The organism is Butyricicoccus sp. AF35-5AC (genome assembly GCF_003477715.1).
Taxonomy (GTDB): Bacteria; Bacillota; Clostridia; order Oscillospirales; family Butyricicoccaceae; genus Agathobaculum; species Agathobaculum butyriciproducens.
Window position 1 is genome coordinate 114,968 of sequence record NZ_QUDX01000003.1, and the last position, 18,262, is coordinate 133,229.

17 protein-coding genes are annotated in these 18,262 nt (G+C 57.0%); 15 read left to right on the forward strand and 2 right to left on the reverse strand.

The features are described from left to right. Positions 1–67: 67 nt before the first annotated feature. The gene (gene pyrE, locus DWZ82_RS05800; RefSeq protein ID WP_110437067.1) at positions 68–730 is read right to left on the reverse strand and encodes an orotate phosphoribosyltransferase; all 663 of its coding nucleotides are present in this window, start codon (positions 728–730) and stop codon (positions 68–70) included. A 251-nt stretch (positions 731–981) separates the two neighbouring features. On the opposite strand from pyrE, the gene DWZ82_RS05805 reads away from it, so the two are divergent. The 10 genes from DWZ82_RS05805 (at position 982) to DWZ82_RS05850 (ending at position 13,194) form a co-directional block, all read left to right on the forward strand. Continuing rightward, on the forward strand, positions 982–1,683 hold the full coding sequence (locus tag DWZ82_RS05805) for a DUF2461 domain-containing protein (protein WP_118479458.1): 702 nt from the start codon (positions 982–984) through the stop codon (positions 1,681–1,683). After that, positions 1,680–2,348, forward strand: coding sequence for a 3'-5' exonuclease (locus tag DWZ82_RS05810; RefSeq protein WP_118479460.1), 669 nt, complete (start codon positions 1,680–1,682; stop codon positions 2,346–2,348). Before DWZ82_RS05805 ends, DWZ82_RS05810 begins: the two co-directional genes overlap by 4 nt. Further along, positions 2,345–2,650: a hypothetical protein gene (locus tag DWZ82_RS05815; RefSeq protein WP_118479462.1), complete on the forward strand. Its 306-nt coding sequence runs from the start codon at positions 2,345–2,347 to the stop codon at positions 2,648–2,650. The genes DWZ82_RS05810 and DWZ82_RS05815 overlap by 4 nt, the downstream gene beginning before the upstream one ends. 54 nt (positions 2,651–2,704) lie before the next feature. Beyond that, positions 2,705–4,054 (forward strand): AI-2E family transporter, encoded by a 1,350-nt coding sequence (locus DWZ82_RS05820; RefSeq protein ID WP_118479464.1) that lies wholly within the window; start codon positions 2,705–2,707, stop codon positions 4,052–4,054. Positions 4,055–5,075: 1,021 nt separating this feature from the next. Continuing rightward, positions 5,076–5,990, forward strand: a complete 915-nt coding sequence (murB, locus tag DWZ82_RS05825; protein ID WP_110437063.1) for a UDP-N-acetylmuramate dehydrogenase — start codon at positions 5,076–5,078, stop codon at positions 5,988–5,990. Between the two features lie 60 nt (positions 5,991–6,050). Then, positions 6,051–6,908 carry an RNase adapter RapZ gene (rapZ, locus tag DWZ82_RS05830; RefSeq protein ID WP_118479466.1) on the forward strand — a complete coding sequence of 286 codons (858 nt, stop codon included), beginning with the start codon at positions 6,051–6,053 and terminating at the stop codon, positions 6,906–6,908. A gap of 52 nt (positions 6,909–6,960) precedes the next feature. Beyond that, the gene (gene whiA / locus DWZ82_RS05835) at positions 6,961–7,854 is read left to right on the forward strand and encodes a DNA-binding protein WhiA (protein WP_118479468.1); all 894 of its coding nucleotides are present in this window, start codon (positions 6,961–6,963) and stop codon (positions 7,852–7,854) included. A gap of 1 nt (position 7,855) precedes the next feature. After that, the gene (locus DWZ82_RS05840; protein WP_118479470.1) at positions 7,856–11,374 is read left to right on the forward strand and encodes a DNA polymerase III subunit alpha; all 3,519 of its coding nucleotides are present in this window, start codon (positions 7,856–7,858) and stop codon (positions 11,372–11,374) included. Positions 11,375–11,504: 130 nt separating this feature from the next. Continuing rightward, positions 11,505–12,479: a 6-phosphofructokinase gene (pfkA, locus tag DWZ82_RS05845; RefSeq protein WP_118479472.1), complete on the forward strand. Its 975-nt coding sequence runs from the start codon at positions 11,505–11,507 to the stop codon at positions 12,477–12,479. Position 12,480: 1 nt separating this feature from the next. Beyond that, positions 12,481–13,194 (forward strand): SDR family NAD(P)-dependent oxidoreductase, encoded by a 714-nt coding sequence (locus DWZ82_RS05850; RefSeq protein WP_118479474.1) that lies wholly within the window; start codon positions 12,481–12,483, stop codon positions 13,192–13,194. A 45-nt stretch (positions 13,195–13,239) separates the two neighbouring features. On the opposite strand, the gene DWZ82_RS05855 is transcribed toward DWZ82_RS05850, so the two are convergent. Continuing rightward, positions 13,240–13,812, reverse strand: a complete 573-nt coding sequence (locus tag DWZ82_RS05855; RefSeq protein WP_118479476.1) for an N-acetylmuramoyl-L-alanine amidase family protein — start codon at positions 13,810–13,812, stop codon at positions 13,240–13,242. A gap of 105 nt (positions 13,813–13,917) precedes the next feature. Between DWZ82_RS05855 and DWZ82_RS05860 the strand changes: the two genes are divergently transcribed. From DWZ82_RS05860 to DWZ82_RS05880, 5 genes are all read left to right on the forward strand, one after another. After that, positions 13,918–14,406, forward strand: coding sequence for an LURP-one-related/scramblase family protein (locus tag DWZ82_RS05860; protein ID WP_158575106.1), 489 nt, complete (start codon positions 13,918–13,920; stop codon positions 14,404–14,406). Between the two features lie 11 nt (positions 14,407–14,417). Next, on the forward strand, positions 14,418–15,284 hold the full coding sequence (locus tag DWZ82_RS05865; RefSeq protein WP_118479481.1) for an NAD(P)H-hydrate dehydratase: 867 nt from the start codon (positions 14,418–14,420) through the stop codon (positions 15,282–15,284). Between the two features lie 45 nt (positions 15,285–15,329). Next, the gene (locus DWZ82_RS05870; RefSeq protein ID WP_118479483.1) at positions 15,330–15,875 is read left to right on the forward strand and encodes a hypothetical protein; all 546 of its coding nucleotides are present in this window, start codon (positions 15,330–15,332) and stop codon (positions 15,873–15,875) included. A 38-nt stretch (positions 15,876–15,913) separates the two neighbouring features. Then, positions 15,914–17,032, forward strand: coding sequence for an alanine racemase (gene alr, locus DWZ82_RS05875; protein WP_118479485.1), 1,119 nt, complete (start codon positions 15,914–15,916; stop codon positions 17,030–17,032). Positions 17,033–17,437: 405 nt separating this feature from the next. Beyond that, positions 17,438–17,800: a type II toxin-antitoxin system PemK/MazF family toxin gene (locus DWZ82_RS05880; RefSeq protein WP_110437051.1), complete on the forward strand. Its 363-nt coding sequence runs from the start codon at positions 17,438–17,440 to the stop codon at positions 17,798–17,800. The last annotated feature ends 462 nt before the right edge of the window (positions 17,801–18,262 follow it).

Sequence of the window (18,262 nt, forward strand, 5' to 3'; positions counted from 1 at the left end):
AAAAAGGCAAACAAAAAGAACGCTCCATCGAGCGTTCTTTTTTTCTTATGCGATTATGCCGCGATAGTTAAAATACGCAATACTGCTTCATATAAGCATCCATCAGCGGCAGGAGATGTGCGTACTCCTCCTTATCCGCAAGATACTCACGGATATCCTGCACGGTAACGAGCGCGTGGACCTTGATGCCAAAATCCTCGCCGACCTCCATAACGGCGGTCTTGCCCGGGTTCTGGCCGACCTCACAGCGGTTTACCGAAATGAACATATCGGTAACCTTCACATCTGCGCAGCCCTTGAGCACCGGCATGGTCTCACGGATAGCGGTGCCTGCGGTGATTACGTCCTCGATGATGATAACGCGGTCGCCGTCCTGCGGCTTGTAGCCGACGATATTGCCGCCTTCGCCATGGTCCTTGGCCTCCTTGCGGTTGAAGAAGAACGGCTTGTCGATGCCGTAATTGCGGGCCAGCGCACCGGAAACCGAGGTAGCAAGCGGGATGCCCTTGTACGCCGGACCGAACATTGCGTCGAACTGATCGCCGACGGTCTCCTTGACCAGAGCTGCGTAAAACTCACCCAGACGGGAGTTCTGCAGGCCGGTCTTGTAGTTGCCGGTGTTGACGAAATACGGGGTCTTTCGACCGGATTTGGTTGTAAAATCGCCGAAGCGCAGTACGTCGGCACTCATCATAAATTCGATAAATTCCTTTTTAGCAGCAGTAAGCATGATCGTTCCACCTTTTTCTATCAATATACTTATCCTCAGTATACCAGAATTTTCGGCAGGGAACAACCCTTTCTGTCAAGCGGCGGTCAACAAATTGCACAAATACACAGGGGGATTAACGTGTTATGAACGGAAAACTGTCAAACTCCTGTTGCAGAAAATGAAAAAACGCGGTAAAATATACTTAGGTATTTCTATGCCTGAACGACGATTTACAATCGTCAAAAACAAAAAGGTGGCTAACAACACAAATGGCATTTCACGGTTTTTCCGCAGAAGGCGTGGATCTTCTGCAACTGAATCGTCTGCAAAACAGCAAAGAATTTTACGATGCACACAAGGACGAGATCAAGCGGTTATCCATCCGGCCCTTTCACGAACTGATCGCGGAAATGACGCCGGAGATGGTCAAGATAGACCCGCAGTTCGTCACCGTGCCGTCCCGCATGGTATCCCGCGTGCGGCGTGATACCCGATATACCAAGGATAAAACGCTCTACCGGGCGAACATGTGGCTGTTCTTCCGCAGAGCACGACGGGAACGCGAATCCGTTCCTGCATACTACTTTGAACTGCATCCCGAATACTGGGCCTTCGGCTGCTGGGGCGCGTGGGGCAGAGGCGAAATGGAAGCGCTGCGCGAAATGATCCTCGCAGAAGACAGGCTGTTCCTTGACGCCTTTCGTGCGGTGAACAGCTGTCCGCAGGTGCACCTTGCGGGCGAGATGTACAAGCGCCCGAAATTCCCGGACGCAAAGTCGGAATATCAGGACTGGCTGAACCGCAAGGAGATCGGCGTGGATTACACGAACGGTGAGGACTTTGCTCCGGTGCTGGACGGCACGTTTGTTCCGTTCATGCTGAAGACCATGCGGCAGCTTGCGCCGCTGTACAGACTGCTGCTCGCGGCGAAGGAACGCGCAGAGGCGGCAGGACGGGAGGCGCTGCAATGAGATATCTTGCACTGGATTTCGAGACCGGAAACGCCTCGCCGCTGAGCGCGTGCGCACTCGGCGCAAGCGTGTTTGAGGATAATCAGCTGGTAGATGAGAAAATCTCGCTCATCCGTCCGCCGGAATGCGTGGGCAAGTTCCACTGGGGCAATGTCCGCGTCAACCACATCAAGGAGAAGATGGTCGCGGACGCACCGTCGTTCGCCGAGGTGTGGGAGCCGCTCGCCGACATCGCGGAGGGCTGCGTCATCGTGTGTCACAACGCTATGTTCGATACGAATGTGCTTTGCAGCTGTCTGGCGCATTACGGACTGAAAATGCCCGAATGTCGGTACTTATGCACGGTAAAGGTGTCCAAGCGGGTATGGCCTGAGCTGGAAAATCATAAACTGGATACGGTATCTGCCGCGCTGCACATCGACCTGAACCACCACGAGGCTGGATCGGATGCGCGGGCTGCGGGACTGATCCTGCAGGCGGCTCTGCGCAGGACGGGCAGCGCGGACGCCGACGCACTGGCAGAAAAAATCGGCATGCGGCTCGGCCGGATTTCCTCGATGGGGAAAACGCCGTGCAGCATCGCCGGGGACCCCAAACCCAGGGAGCACAGGCGGACAGCGCGTCCGCGTAATACGGTAAAACGAAAAGGAGAGAACAAGCTATGAAAAAATATCTGGATAGTATTGACCGCGATGCGCTGCGCAGCCGTGCCGAGCAGATGCTGCACACCGCAGGAAACGCTTGCGATCAGGCAGGACGCTTTATGAACACCACGACCGAAAAGATCCGCGGCTTCTCGCTCATCGAGTTCTTCATCTACGAGACCTGCCTGCTGTCGTTCGGTCTGTGGCTGGGCACCTGCTTCTCTAAATTCTTCAAGAAGTTCCGCGCGATCATCTTCGCAGCGTTTGCCGCAACGTGGCTGTATCTGCTGTGGCGCGTGTTCTTTGATGAGGATGAGGACTAAGCGTATTCAATCTTCATTTTCATTCTCTGACAGCTGACAGGAAGGAGTTTATTGTTGGAAGATCCCAATCAGGAAAAAAAGTCCCGGCTTGACCTGCAGCCGCACTATATTGAGTGGGGGCTGACTGCGTTAGGTGTCATTGTAGCCTGCGTACTGGTCGTGTTCGTGCTGTTCCGCATGACAATAATCTGGGGCGTAATCAAGAAATTTTTCAGCATCCTCAGCCCGTTCATCTACGGCTTTGTGATGGCGTACCTGCTCATGCCGGTGTTCAACATGCTGTACCGCAATCTGCAGCCGCCGATGTCGCGTAAATTCAAAAACGGCACACGGCTTGCCAAAGGCTTGTGCAGCGCGCTGACGCTGGCCTTCGGTCTGGCGGTTGTAGGCGTGCTGCTGTGGATGGTGCTGCCGCAGCTGGTCACGAGTATCACCTCGCTGGTAGACTCGATGGACCTGTATATGAACGAGATATCCGGCTGGGTGGCGTCGCTGCTGCACAACAACCCGGAAATTGAGCACAGCTTCATGCGCCTGTACGATCAGTTCTCCGCACAGATAATGAACTGGGCGCAGAATGACCTGCTGCCGCAGCTCGGCAACATGATGAGCGGCGTTGTTACGACCGTAAACGTGCTGATGAATCTGCTGATCGGTGTCATTATCGCGCTGTACATTCTCAACAGCAAGGACACCTTCTGCGCACAGGCGAAAAAGATGACGTACAGCTTTTTCACGGTTGAAAAGGCGAATGCCATCATGGCTCGTGTGGCGCATATCCACCGCGTGTTCGGCGGCTTCATCACCGGCAAGCTGATGGACTCGTCGATCATCGGCGTGCTGTGCTTTATTGGTATGCGTCTTATGATCTCGTTCGGCTGGATGACCATGCCGACGTCGTACGCGCTACTGATTGCGGTTATCATCGGCGTGACCAATATCATCCCGTTTTTCGGGCCGTTCATCGGTGCGGTTCCGAGTACCATTCTGATCATGGTCATCAGTCCGGTGCAGGCGCTGTATTTCGTCATTTTTGTGCTGCTGCTGCAGCAGTTTGACGGCAATATCCTCGGACCGAAAATCCTCGGCAACGCCACCGGACTGTCGAGCTTCTGGGTCATGTTCGCCATTCTGCTGTTCGGCGGCGTGATGGGCTTCGCAGGCATGGTGATCGGCGTGCCGCTGTTTGCCGTGCTGTACAGCATGTTGACCGAGAAGATCAATCATCTGCTGAAAAAGCGCGGTCTGTCCGTGGATACGAACGACTATCGCGGGCATAAGCGCATCGACCCGGAGACACACGCGTTCGTTGAAGCGCAGGAGACAACGCCTCCGGTGAGTGCAAAAGAGCGCCGCCGTGCGGCAAATGCTGCACAGAAGCAGAAAGATCAGGAAACCAAATAATTGTGTGCAATGAGGGACACTGTGAGTTAGCGGTGTTCCTCTTTTGCGTTCTGGTGCAGAACGGCGGGAGCGTCGCCTGCGAAGCGAGGGAAATTGCGCTGACGCCGCGCGGGCGCACAAGAGGGTAGACACCTGCGGTTTCCACCCTCTTGTGAATCACCCCTTTCCCTTGGATGGTCTGGCGCAGATTACCGACATGTGACCGCTGCGAAATAGGGGAACGGCAGAGGATTTTTTCTTCCGTGTCTTTCGCAACCTGTTCGCAGCGTCAGATACCATACTGCTACACATATGGTTTCATCTCCGCTGGGCGCGGCATAGCAGTGCCGCGCGATTCTTTAGCGCGTTGTTATAGACAGGGCCTGCGAGGATAAATATTACTAAATAGATAGATTCGTAGGTGCCGTCCATAATCTCCAGACTTACGAGTTGCGCGACACTGTTATGTCGCGCCTGCGGAGACAAAACCACCTGTGTAGCAGTACGCTGTCTGTGAACTGCGAATATTTCGCGAAACAAACGCAAGAGTAACCCGACTGCCGTTCCCGTATTTCGAAGCGGTCACATGTCGGCAATCTGCGCCAGACTAAGAAATAAAGGGAAACGGGAGTTAAGAGGGTAGAAACCGTAGGTGTCTACCCTCTTGCCCCGCCGCGGGGCGCGGCGAATCCCTGCGCTCCGCAGAGCGCAACTCCTCGCTTGATTTCAAGCGAAAAACCTCCCGCCCGTTAGGGGCGAACACGCCTGCGGCAGTTCGAGTGCCCCGCTCAGCCGGTGCCGAATAGAGAAAAAACCGATTTTTAACCGAAAAAATCTGCGGAAACCCGCTTGGACTGATTGCGCATCCCATCTACATTTGTTATAATAAACAGTAAAGCAAAAACCAAAACGGCATGGCAGGACAAACCGGAGCCTGCTCCCGGTGCCGGACCTTCGATGCGCCGCCGCATGACGCGGCAGGAATTCCGAGGGTATACTACTTAAACTTTTTTATATAGATTTTTGGAGGATTAAACGCCTTATGGAACATATTAAGGATTGCATCGCGGCATTGCGAGAGGCCGCACCTGAAATAGATATTGCAGAAAATGAACTCATGCGCCGCCATACCACGTTTGCCATCGGCGGACCGGCCGACCTGTTCGTGCAGCCGAAGACCCGCAGGGAACTGACCGCGGCACTTGCCGTACTGCGCGAGCGCAATATTCCGTTCCTGCTGCTCGGCAACGGCTCCAACATGCTGGTGGCCGATGCGGGCATCCGCGGTGCGGTTGTCTGCACATCCGAGCTGGATGAAGTCCGCGTAAACGAGGATAACACCGTCTCTGCCGAGGCGGGCGCGCTGCTCAGCCGCATTGCCCGCCGCGCACAGCGTTCCGGTCTGACCGGAGCCGAGTTTGCAGGCGGCATTCCGGGCAGTCTGGGCGGCGCGGTTTACATGAATGCGGGTGCGTATGACGGCACGATGGCCGGCATTGTGCAGGAGACTGAATTTGTAGACGGCGAAGGCAATATCTGCACCCTCAAGGGCGATGAGCACGGCTTTGACTACCGTACCAGCGTGTTCCGCAAGCATCCGGACTGGACAGTGCTCCGTTCGACCATGCAGCTGCAGAACGGCGATTCGGCGGCGATTCTGGATAAGATGAACGATTTCGCGCAGCGCAGACGCGACAAACAGCCGCTCAACTTCCCGTCGGCAGGCTCGACATTTAAGCGTCCCGTGGGACACTTTGCGGGCCAGCTTATCGAGCAGGCCGGTCTCAAGGGCACGAGCGTCGGCGCGGCACAGGTTTCGGAAAAGCACGCGGGATTTCTTATCAACCGCGGCGGTGCAACATGCGATGACATGCTGCGCCTGATCGAACTGGTGCAGAACAGGGTGCGCGAGCAGTTCGGCGTGGAGCTGGAGTGCGAGGTGCGCATCGTAAAATAATCAGCAGCGCCGCTCGGCGGCGTTATCACAGCAGAAACACAGGGCAGGGGGAAAGGTAACATGTATTTTTTGATCATTTCCGGTATGTCGGGCGCAGGCAAGAGCCGCGCGGTCGCCACGCTTGAGGACTTAGGCTATTACTGCGTCGATAATCTGCCGATCTCCCTCATACCGCGCTTCGCGGAGATCTGTCTGGCGGCAACCGAACGCTATGAACGTGTGGCGCTCGTCACCGATGTGCGTGCAGGCGGCGATTTCCAGCAGCTGTTTGATTCGCTGGATTCGATCAAGAGCATGGGCTGCGATTACCGCATCCTGTTCCTCAACACGGACACGCCGACGCTCATCCGCCGCTACAAGGAGACGCGCCGCAAGCATCCGCTGATGGAAAAGGGCATGTCCATGACAGCCGCCATCGAAAAGGAACGCGAAATGCTGTCCGGTCTGCGCGACCGTGCCGACTTTGTGGTGGACACCACCGGACTGTCTGCCGCCGGTCTGCGCGAGCGTCTGCTGACGCTGTTTTCCGGCACCGAGAGCGGAGAGGTGTTCGAGGTCATCGTGCAGTCGTTTGGCTTCAAGTACGGTATTCCGCCCGAGAGCGACCTTGTGTTCGATGTGCGTTTCTTGCCCAATCCCTATTACGAAATGAGCCTGCGCGAGCGCAACGGCACCGATCCGGAGGTGCGCGATTATGTGTTCCGCGGCGGTACGGCGGATGTGCTGATGCGCTACCTGACGGGCATGATCGACTTTCTGCTGCCGCGCTATATCGCGGAAGGCAAGGCGAATCTGATCATCAGCATCGGCTGCACCGGCGGCAAGCACCGCTCGGTCGCTATCACCGAGGCGCTGAGCGAACACCTGCGCAGGAAGGAATACGGTGTAGTAACCATGCACCGCGATTACCAGAGATAAACCCGCTTCGTTCCGGACAGGCGAAGCGTGCTGTACAGAACGGAGAGAATATATGTCTTTTTCAACCGAGGTCAAAAACGAGCTGTGCCGGGTATCCATGCAGCGCGCCTGCTGCACGCGTGCCGAGGTTTACGGCGCACTGCTCCATGCCTCGGTTTTTTCGCACAAGGAGATACGGCTGTCGGCGGAGAACATGACCGTTGTCCGTCGCCTGCAGGCGCTGCTGCAGCGCGCGTTTTTTGTCGAGTGCGAGCCGCAGAAGGCAGGCCGCAAGCAGCAGCTTGTGCTCACCGAACCGGCGCAGATCGGACGCGTGTTTGATGCGCTCGGCTACGACTGCAAGAGCCATATCACCTATCATATCAACCGTAATCTGCTCGAGGAGGACTGCTGCATTGCGTCCTTTCTGCGCGGCGCCTTCCTTATGGGCGGCACGGTCGCGGGACCGGACAAGAAAAGCCATCTCGAGCTGAAAACCACCCACCAGAGTCTGTCGGGTGAGGAGACAAGCCTGATGCTTGATTTAGGTTTATCGCCCAAGCAGGCACGGCGCAGTAGCGCGTATCTGCTGTACTTCAAGGACGGCGCAAGCGCGGAGGATTTCCTCACGCGCATCGGTGCGCCGCACGCGGCGATGGAGCTGATGCAGGCGAAGGTGGAGAAGAATCTGCGCAACACGATCAACCGGCAGGTCAACTGTGAGACTGCAAACATGATGAAGGCCGCCGATGCATCGGCACGGCAGATCGCGGCGATTCAGGCGCTGATCGACAGCCGGGGGGAGGACGCATTTCCGGGCAACCTGTGGGAGACCGTGCGCCTGCGTCTGGAATACCCGACGGACAGCCTGTCCGAGCTGGCGCAGCGGTTCGACCCGCCCATCTCCAAACCGGGACTGAGCCACCGCCTGAAAAAGATTATCGAGCTTGCGGAAAAGGAGGACTAAATTGGTACCATTTGCACATCTGCATGTCCACAGCGAATACAGCCTGCTGGACGGCGCCTGCCGTATCGAAAAGCTGGTGGACCGTGTGGCAGAGCTGGGGCAGACCTCTTGCGCGCTGACCGACCATGGCGTCATGTACGGCGTGATCGACTTTTACCGCGCCTGCAAGGCGAAGGGTATCCATCCGGTCATCGGCTGCGAGGTGTATCTGGCGCCGCATTCGCGCTTTGACCGCAGCTACATCAACGGCGAGTGGCACACGCACCTCATCCTGCTGTGCGAGAACATGACCGGCTACCGCAACCTCATCCACATGGTGTCGTGCGGTTTCTCGGAGGGCTTTTACATGAAGCCGCGTATCGACATGGAGCTGCTGCGCGCGCACAGCGAGGGACTCATCTGTTTGTCTGCCTGTCTGGCGGGCGCGATCCCGCGTGCGCTGGCGGATGGTGATATGGACGGCGCGTATGACCTCTGCGAGCAGTTCCTCGATATTTTTGACCGGAAGCATTTCTATCTTGAGATTCAGGACCACGGCATTCCGCTACAGCAGAAAGTCAATGAGGGTCTGTACCAGCTTTCCAGAGAGCTGAATATCGGTCTGGTGGCAACGAACGACGCGCATTATCTGACTAAGGCGGATGCGCGCATTCAGGACGTGCTCATGTCCATCCAGATGGGCAAGACCGTGGATGACCCGACCCGCATGAAGTTCGAGACACAGGAGTTCTACATCAAGGACGCGGACGAAATGGCGGCGCTGTTCCCGGAGCACCCGGAGGCACTCGCCAACACGGTAAAGATTGCGGAACGCTGTCAGGTCGAGTTCGAGTTTGGCAAGTACCACCTGCCGGAATTCGATGTGCCGGACGGCTACACCTCGCTCGAATATCTGCAGAAGCTGTGCGATGAAGGCTTCGCAAGACGCTATCCGAACGACGACGGCACCGTGCGCAAGCGTCTGCAGTACGAGATCGACATGATCGCCAAGATGGGCTTTGTCGATTACTTCCTCATCGTGTCCGACTTTATCGGCTACGCGAAAAGTCAGGGCATTCCGGTCGGACCCGGACGCGGCTCGGCAGCAGGCTCGATCGTATCGTACTGTCTCGCTATCACTGACCTTGACCCGATTCACTACTCGCTGTACTTCGAGCGATTTTTGAATCCGGAGCGTGTCTCCATGCCGGATATCGACGTGGACTTCTGCTATGTTCGCCGTCCGGAGGTCATCGAGTACGTTACCCGCAAGTATGGCAAGGACCGCGTGGCGCAGATTGTCACGTTCGGCACGATGGCTGCCCGCGGTGCCATCCGCGATGTCGGCCGTGCGCTCAACATTCCGTACAACGATGTTGACGCGGTTGCCAAGCAGGTGCCGAACGAGCTGCACATTACGATCGACAAGGCGCTGACCATCAACGCGGAGCTGAAAAAGATGTACGACGAGCAGCCGCAGGTCAAAGAGCTTATTGATACGGCGCGTGCGCTCGAGGGCATGCCGCGCAACGCATCGACGCATGCGGCAGGCGTGGTTATCACCAAGGACCCCGTGGACACCTACGTTCCGCTGTCGCGCAACGGCGACCAGATGGTAACGCAGTTTACGATGGTGACCATCGAGGAACTGGGTCTGCTCAAGATGGACTTCCTCGGCCTGCGCAACCTGACCGTTATCGCGGACGCAGAAAAGCTGATTCGCCGTCACACGCCGGATTTTTCCATCGAGAACGTGGATATGAGCGACCCCGCGACCTATGAAATGCTCGGCAAGGGCTCGACCATGGGCGTGTTCCAGCTGGAAAGCGCGGGCATTACCAACGTCGTTACCGGTCTGCGGCCGCAGTCTATCGAGGATATTACCGCAGTCGTTGCGCTGTACCGGCCCGGTCCGATGCAGTCCATTCCGCGCTACATCGAGTGCCGTCATCATCCGGAAAAGGTAACGTACAAGCATCCGCTGCTCGAGCCGATTTTAAGCGTCACCTACGGCTGTATGATCTATCAGGAACAGGTTATGCAGGTGTTCCAGAGCCTTGCGGGTTACTCGCTCGGCAAGGCAGATATGGTGCGCCGCGCCATGAGTAAAAAGAAGATGAAGGAGCTGGAAAAGGAGCGCGTCAACTTCATCTACGGCAATGAGGAGCTGGGCATTGACGGCGCCATCAAGCGCGGCGTGCCCGAAGCTGTTGCGGCAAGTCTGTTTGACGAGATCATGGATTTCGCAAACTACGCGTTCAACAAGGCACATGCCGTATGCTACGCAGTCGTATCGTTCCGCACGGCGTACCTCAAGTGCCATTACCCGCGCGAGTATCTGGCGGCGCTGCTGACGAGCGTTCTGGATGTTTCGGATAAGATCTCCGAGTATATTCAGGCGGCGCGTGATATGGGCATCGCGGTGCTCCCGCCGGACGTAAACGAGTCTTACGATGAGTTTTCGGTTGCGGGCGAGAATATCCGTTTCGGCCTTGCTGCGGTCAAGGGTGTGGGACGCTCGTTTATGAAGCAGCTTGTCGAGGAGCGAGAGGCGAACGGCCTGTTTACCTCGTTCCAGGATTTCTGTGAGCGCATGTACGACCGCGAACTCAATCGCAGAGCCCTTGAAAGTCTCATCAAGGCAGGCTCGTTCGATTCCATGCACTACTACCGCAGTCAGCTTTTGAAAATCGTCAATCCCGTGGTAGATGCCATTGCCCAGAACCGCAAGAAGAACATCGAGGGGCAGATGGACCTGTTCGGCATGGGCAACGACGAGGTGCGCGACACGCAGATTGCGATGCCGAACATTCCGGAAGTACCCAAGCGGGAACTGCTGGCGATGGAGAAGGAGACCACCGGTCTGTACCTCTCCGGTCACCCGATGGACGAGTACCGCAGCCTGACGCAGAAGGCGCAGGCGGCCTCCGTCAAGCAGATCATCGACGACCTGACGGGCGAGAGCAGCCAGCCGGTCTACAAGGACGGCATGACCGTCCGGCTTGCTTGTGTTATCACGGCGGTGCGTCTGAAATCGACCAAGAACGGCTCGATGATGGCATATGTCACCGCAGAGGACGACACGGCGGCGATTGAACTTGTCGTGTTCCCGCGTTCGCTGCAGCAGTGCGGCGCATATCTCACCGAGGACAGCGCAGTCCTGCTCACCGGTAAGATCGACGCCCGAGAGGACGAGGCGCCCAAGGTGCTGCTGAACGAGGCGCAGCCGCTCACTGAGAGTGCGGTGGAGAGCCTGCAGCAGCCGAAAAAGGGCACGCAGAAATCGGTCTACACCGATGCGCAGGCGGCGAAGCTGGCGCCGCAAAAGCTGTTTTTGCGTATTTCCAGTCTGCAGGGCGATGAATGGACGCAGATTAAAGAGGTTTTGCGCACGCAGCCCGGCGATACGCCGGTCTATCTCTACCCGATGGACACGAAGAAAAAGACGCTCGCTGCCCGCCGGTACTGGTGCAAACCGGATATTGCATTTTTAACAAGATTACGCTTTCTCTTGCGCGAGGAAGATGTTATAATACAATAGGAGACTGTGTTTATCCGTAGGGAGAGAGACGGTTTCCGCAGAGGGAAACAAAACTGCAATACAGAGGTCAGTGCGGCATCGACTGTGCCGCTAAGAAAGAAAACAGACCCGACAACAGGGAGGCTTTATCATGGATAAACAAATTCGCAGAATCGGCGTACTTACCAGCGGCGGCGACGCACCCGGCATGAACGCACTTATCCGCTCGGTAGTCCGCAGCGCAAGCGCACACGATATTTCCGTTCTTGGCATTCGCCGCGGCTACAGCGGTCTCATCAACGGTGACATCATCGAGATGGGTGCCCGCAGTGTAGACGGCATTATCCGCAAGGGCGGCACCATGCTGTACACCGCACGCTGCAAGGAAATGCTGACCGAGGAAGGTCTGCAGAAGGCGGCTGACACCTGCCGTTACCTCGGTATTGACGGCCTGATCTGCTGCGGCGGTGACGGTACATTCCGCGGTGCACAGGCGCTTTCCCGCAAGGGAGTTCCGTGCATCGGCGTTCCGGGTACCATTGATAATGATATCGGCTGCTCGGATTACACCATCGGTTTTGACACCGCCTGCAATACCGCGATCGAGTGCATCGATAAGCTGCGCGACACCATGCAGTCCCACGAGCGCTGCTCTGTTGTAGAGGTTATGGGCCGCCGTGCAGGTCATCTGGCACTGCAGGTTGGCTGTGCAGTCGGCGCGACCGCAATCTGCCTGCCCGAGCGTCAGCTGGATTTCGACACCGAGATCGTAGAGAAAATGCGTATCGGCCGCATCAAGGGCCGCAACCACCATATCATCATCGTAGCCGAGGGCTATGGCTCCGCACAGGACGTTGCAGACCAGATTCACGAGGCTACCGGCATCGATACCCGTGTTACCATCCTCGGCCATATCCAGCGCGGCGGCTCTCCGTCTGCTATGGATCGTGTTATGGCGACTCGCATGGGTTATGCTGCGGTTCGTGCTCTGATGGAGGGCAAGACCAACCGCGTTGTTGTTTCGGATAACAGCATTGTTACCGATATCGACATTGAGGAAGGTCTGGCACAGAGCAAGGATCTGAACCAGTGTCTGTTCGAGGCACAGCAGACGGTTGCCATCTAACATGGCGCAGACTGTTCTCATCACCGGAGGCTCGCGCGGTATCGGTGCCGCCTGTGTGCGTGTGTTTGCCGAAAACGGATGGAATACCGCGTTTACTTACAGCAAAAGCAGGGAAGCGGCGGACAGGCTCGCTGGGGAGACCGGCGCACTTGCACTTTCAGCCGATCAGCAGGATACGGCGGCAGTGGAACTCGCGGTCGCGGAAGTGAAGGCGCGGTTCGGCACGATAGATGCTGTGGTCTGCAACGCAGGCATTGCCGAACAGAAGCTGTTCCAAAATATCACGGACGCGGACTGGATGCACATGTTGGATGTCAATCTCATGGGTACGGTGCGCACGATTCGCGCCGTGCTGCCCGAAATGCTGCACAACCACAAGGGAAGCATCGTCACGGTGTCGTCCATGTGGGGGGAGTGCGGCGCGTCCTGTGAGAGCCATTATTCCGCGAGCAAGGCTGCGATTATCGGCCTGAGCAAGTCGCTCGCGCAGGAGCTTGGCCCGAGCAATATCCGGGTCAACTGCATTGCACCGGGCGTGATCGACACCGACATGAACGCCATGCACAGTGCGGATACCATGCAGGAGCTTGCCGATCAGACACCGCTCGGAAGAGTCGGCGCGGCAGCCGAGGTCGCGGACAGTATTCTGTATCTGTGCTCGGATAAGTCGTCTTTCATTACCGGACAGGTGCTCGGTGTGACTGGCGGTTTCTAATAAAATAAGCGCAAAGCGAGAGGTAAAACCTCTCGCTTTTTTTCGTTAATACGGTTCAAAGTCAAAATAACTGAGCAGACCGTTATAAATGCCCTGTGCAAACCCGAACGGATCGTTTTCCAGCTTCATCGCATCGGAAGTATTGGTCAGGTATGCCAGCTCGACCAGAATCGCAGGCATCTGCGTCCGCCGCAGGACATACAGGCTTGGACGGATGCGCACACCGTTATCACGCGTGCCGACACGCGCAACGATGCCGGCGAGCACATGCTGCGCCAGCCAGTACGCCTGCGTGTTTTCCCGATAAACATACACCTCGGTGCCGTTGACGGCGGGATTTACGTTCGCGTTGCAGTGGATGCTGATGAAGTAATCCGCAGGCCACTCGTTCGCCAGCCGCACGCGCTCGGCCAGACTGGTGGCGTTGCTTATGCCGAGGATCTCATCGGGCGTATTGCGGCTCAGCCGTACCTCAAACCGCGGGTCGGCCCGCAGAAGATCGGCCAGATACACGCCGACCGCGTAGGTCACATCCTGCTCGAGCAGTCCGCTGCCTTCCGCGCCGGTGTTCGGACCGGACGGATTGTGTCCCTGATCGACAAAAATCTTGATCGCCAAAGTATCACCTCCTCGTGTCAGCCTATGCGGCGGTGCAGCGAAGCGTCCGTACTTGACGGTCAGCACACGCCGTGTTATCCTGTAAGAAAAGAGGGGGGGATCAATATGAAATTATATATCAAACAAAAGGTGTTCTCCTGGGTGGATCGGTTTACCGTGTTTGATGAAACCGGCGCCGACAAATACTACGTCGAGGGCGAATTTTTCGCGTGGGGAAAGAAGCTGCATGTTACCGACCTGACCGGCCGGGAAACTGCATTCATCCAGCAGAAGGTGTTCAGCATGATGCCTCGCTTCTTCGTGTACATCGACGGCGTGGAACGCGCGGAAATCGTCAAGCGGCTTACATTTTTTCACGAAAAATACGAAATCGAGGGTCTTGACTGGACGATCGAGGGCGATTTCTGGGCACACGAGTACCGTATTACGCAGAACGGACGCGAGATCGTGTCCATCTCCAAGGAGTGGTTCACCTGGGGTGACTGCTATCAGCTGGACATTGCCGATTCTGCAGACGAAACACTTGCGCTGGCGGTCGTGCTGGCTGTCGATGCGGTACACGCGCAGGCGAACGCGGCAGCGGCTTCGACTTGAAAGGAAACGATATGATTGAGATAAACCAGGACTTCGCGGACGGTGTACTGCATTCGCGCAATCCGGAGACAAATAAAAACGACTACGGCCGCATTCTGTGCGTGTGCGGCTCGGCAGGATATACAGGCGCGGCATATTTTTCGGCGCAGGGCGCGGTCCGCATGGGAAGCGGCGTTGTGACGCTGGCAGTTCCGCAGGGCGCGTGGCCGGTGCTGGCGGTCAAGCTGAATGAGCCGGTCGTGCGGCCCATGCCGCAGGATGAAAACGGGCTGTTTTCCATGGACGCACTGCCGAAGCTGCTTGCGCTTGCCGAAAAGGCGGACGCGCTGCTCATCGGGTGCGGACTCGGCCGTTCGGATACGCTGACCGAAATCGTGTGTACCCTGCTTGAAAAAGCCAAATGCCAGATTGTACTCGATGCGGACGGCATAAATTCGATTGCCGGGCATAAGGATATATTGCGGCGAACGGCAAAGCCGGTCGTGCTCACGCCGCACGCGGGCGAGTTCGCACGGCTTAGCGGCAAGCCGGCCGCGACCGCTGCGGATGCGGCACAGTTCGCGCAGGACTATCGGTGCATTGTGCTCTACAAGGGACACCGCACCCGCATTTTCACGCCGGACGGCGGCTGCTATCGCAATACCTCGGGCAATCCCGGCATGGCGAAAGGCGGCAGCGGGGATGTTCTGGCAGGCATGCTGATTTCGCTGTGCGGACAGGGCATTGACGCGGTTCCGGCAGCCTGTACGGCGGCGTGGCTGCACGGCAGAGCCGGAGATCTGGCTGCGAATGCGCTGAGCGAATACGGCATGACGCCGAGCGATATGCTGACGCAGCTGTCGATTCTGCTGAAACGATATAACTCGAAAACATGGTGATAAACCGGTCAAAGGAGTGGTAATCTGAACAAGCTGCTGTGTGGTTTGGCGGCGCTTGTTCTGCTCTGCGGCTGCGGCCGCTCGGCGGAAATGAGTGCCGAGGATGTGCGTGCGCATTTCGCATCGTTGGACAGCTGTACGGCGCATTTGAAAATAATCTCGGATTTGGACGAATCTGTACTGGAATTTGAAAGCGACTATGTCTATAATAAAGAGGACAGCGATTCCTTCACGCTGACCGCACCGGAGTCGGTCGCCGGTATCGGCGGACGCATCTCGGGTGAGGAGAACGGCGCGTTCACGCTGCAGTACAACGACTTGCAGCTGGATGATATTGCTCCTCGGCACACCGGACTGACCCCGGCAGATGCGTGGTTCTGTCTGCTGAACGATCTGCGGTATGCTGCGCCTGCACAGGTGTGGAGCGAGCACACAAACGGCGAGAGCCTGCTCGTGCTGCGCTATGAGAAGGCAGACGACAGTGTGGAAAAGCAGGTGTGGCTGCGGCAGAGCGATCTGCAGCCGGTCTATGCCGAGCTGTATGCGGACGGTGCGCGCGTGCTGACCATACAGGTGGAATCCTGTCAGTAAATCAGGAACCAAACGGTTCTGTTGGAGTGACGAAAACAATGGAAGTAAATCAACACCGCGCTTGGGCGGTGATCGACCTCGGTGCGATCGAGCATAATTATCGCGTGATCTGCGAGCAGGCGCAGGCGCCGGTCCTGTGTGTCGTTAAGGCGGACGCATACGGTCACGGTGCCGTGCAGGTAGCTAAGCGGCTGGAGAAGATGGACGCACCGTATTTTGCGGTAGCGACCATTCCGGAGGGTGTGGAGCTGCGGGAAGCAGGCATCGAAACGCCCATCCTCATCCTTGGCTATGTGGACGAGAAGGATATGGACACGGCGGTACAGTACGGCATCACCGTGCCGGTGTACGACCGCGAGACCGCAGAGTTTATCAGCGCGGCAGCAGAGCGCACCGGCAAGCCGGTCACCGTACACTACAAGCTGGATACCGGCATGACGCGGCTCGGCTTCCCGTCGTGGGAGTGTGAGCAGACCGTGCAGGATATCCTTGCGTGCTCCAAGCTGTCGGGCCTGATCAGCGAAGGCATTTTCACGCATTTTGCGGTTGCCGACGTGCCCTCCGGCGAGGCGTACACGGAATTGCAGTACAAGCGCTTCTCGGATGTGTGCGAGGGTCTGCAAGCGGCCGGTCTTGACCTGCCGCTGCGCCACTGTGCGAACAGCGGCGCCATCCAGACCTACGAGAAGATGCACTGCACGATGACCCGCGCGGGCATTATCCTGTACGGCTATCGGCCGGATGCCTCCGTGCCGCCGGTGCTCGATCTGAGACCCGCCATGACCGTCAAGGCGCGTGTGGTGCAGGTGCGCGATATTCCGGCGAATACGACCATCAGCTATGGCCGCACCTTCGAGACGGCAGAGCCGACCCATATGGCGGTTATCTCGATGGGTTATGCGGACGGCTATCTGCGTACCGGTTCGGGTAAGGCGCAGGTGCTGCTCGGCGGCGTGAAAGCGCCCGTGCTCGGCCGCATCTGCATGGATATGTGCATGGTGCGTATTCCGGAGGGCGTAGACGTACATCGCGGTGACGAAGTGACCGTGTTCGGCCCGGAAGGCTGGACGGCAGAGGATGCAGCAGACGCGGCGGGCACCATCTCGTACGAGGTGCTGTGCGCCATCAGCCGGCGCGTGCTGCGCTTCTATCGGTAATTTACTGACATTGCGTGCATAAGATGAAGCAAGGGATTTTCCCTCGCTTCATTTGTCTCTCAAAGTCGGTATCCTGTTAGTTTGATAGTATCGCGCGGCAGCGCTATTAAAACAGCATTTGCGTTGCAAATGCAAGAAAACCGGGAGCATGTATCACGGTTTTCTTACTTCTGGAGGGAGAAAGTTTCTGAACAGGAACTTTCGGACGACTTTGGAACGGCCTGCGGTCCGTTCCTGCTTGTCGGCGAAACTGTAGTTTCGCGACAGCTTTGAAGCGGAGGAGATTTTTCTCTCTCCGCTTTTCTGCATTATACAGTTATAATTTTGTGTGACACGGGGAAAATAGGTTTGCGGGAAAACCATCAGGCAGCACCGTAAATCTATTTCATCGGAGTGTGAACCAAAGTGGATAGCAACATCAAACGAGGCGATATTTACTATGCCGATCTCAGTCCGGTGGTTGGCAGTGAGCAGGGCGGTATCCGGCCGGTGCTGATCGTGCAGAATAACGTCGGCAATCGGTACAGTCCGACCGTGATCGCCGCCGCTATTACATCGCAGATCAACAAGGCGAAAATGCCGACGCATATCACAGTCGGTGCGCCAAACTACGGACTGACTAAGGATTCCATCATCCTGACTGAGCAGATCCGCACGCTGGACAAACGCCGTCTGCGCGAGAAAATGGGCTCGCTCGACGAAAAAGCCATGCGGCACGTCGATGAAGCACTGGCGGTCAGTTTCGGACTCGGCTCGGTGCAGGGGTAAGCCGTATAACGGCGGGAGAAAGCGCATATCCTTTTATGGGGTATGCGCTTTTTGCGTATAGACTGGGATTTGCCGTCTACGGACGTCTTTTCTGCGTCAGACAGCGCGTGCCACACTGCAATCGCAGGCGTAATCTTTGGGCGGCATAGCCGTGCCGCCCTCTGCGTAGGCTTTCCGATATGTGTAGCAGTACGCTGTCTGCGAACTGCGAATATTTCGTGAAAGAAACGCTGTGGTAACCCGACTGCCGTTCCTCCTTTTCGGAGCGGTCACATATAGGAAATCTGCGCCAGACTCTCTAAGGGAAAAGGGGAGATTCATAAGAGGGTACGTACTCATTAAATCCGCGCACGGCGCGGGAACAAGGTTTAGTGGCCTACGGGCAAAACCGCAGGTTGTCTACCCTCTTATGCGCCCCGCCGCGAAGATGAGTTTCGCTCGCTTCGTTTAACAAATTATAAC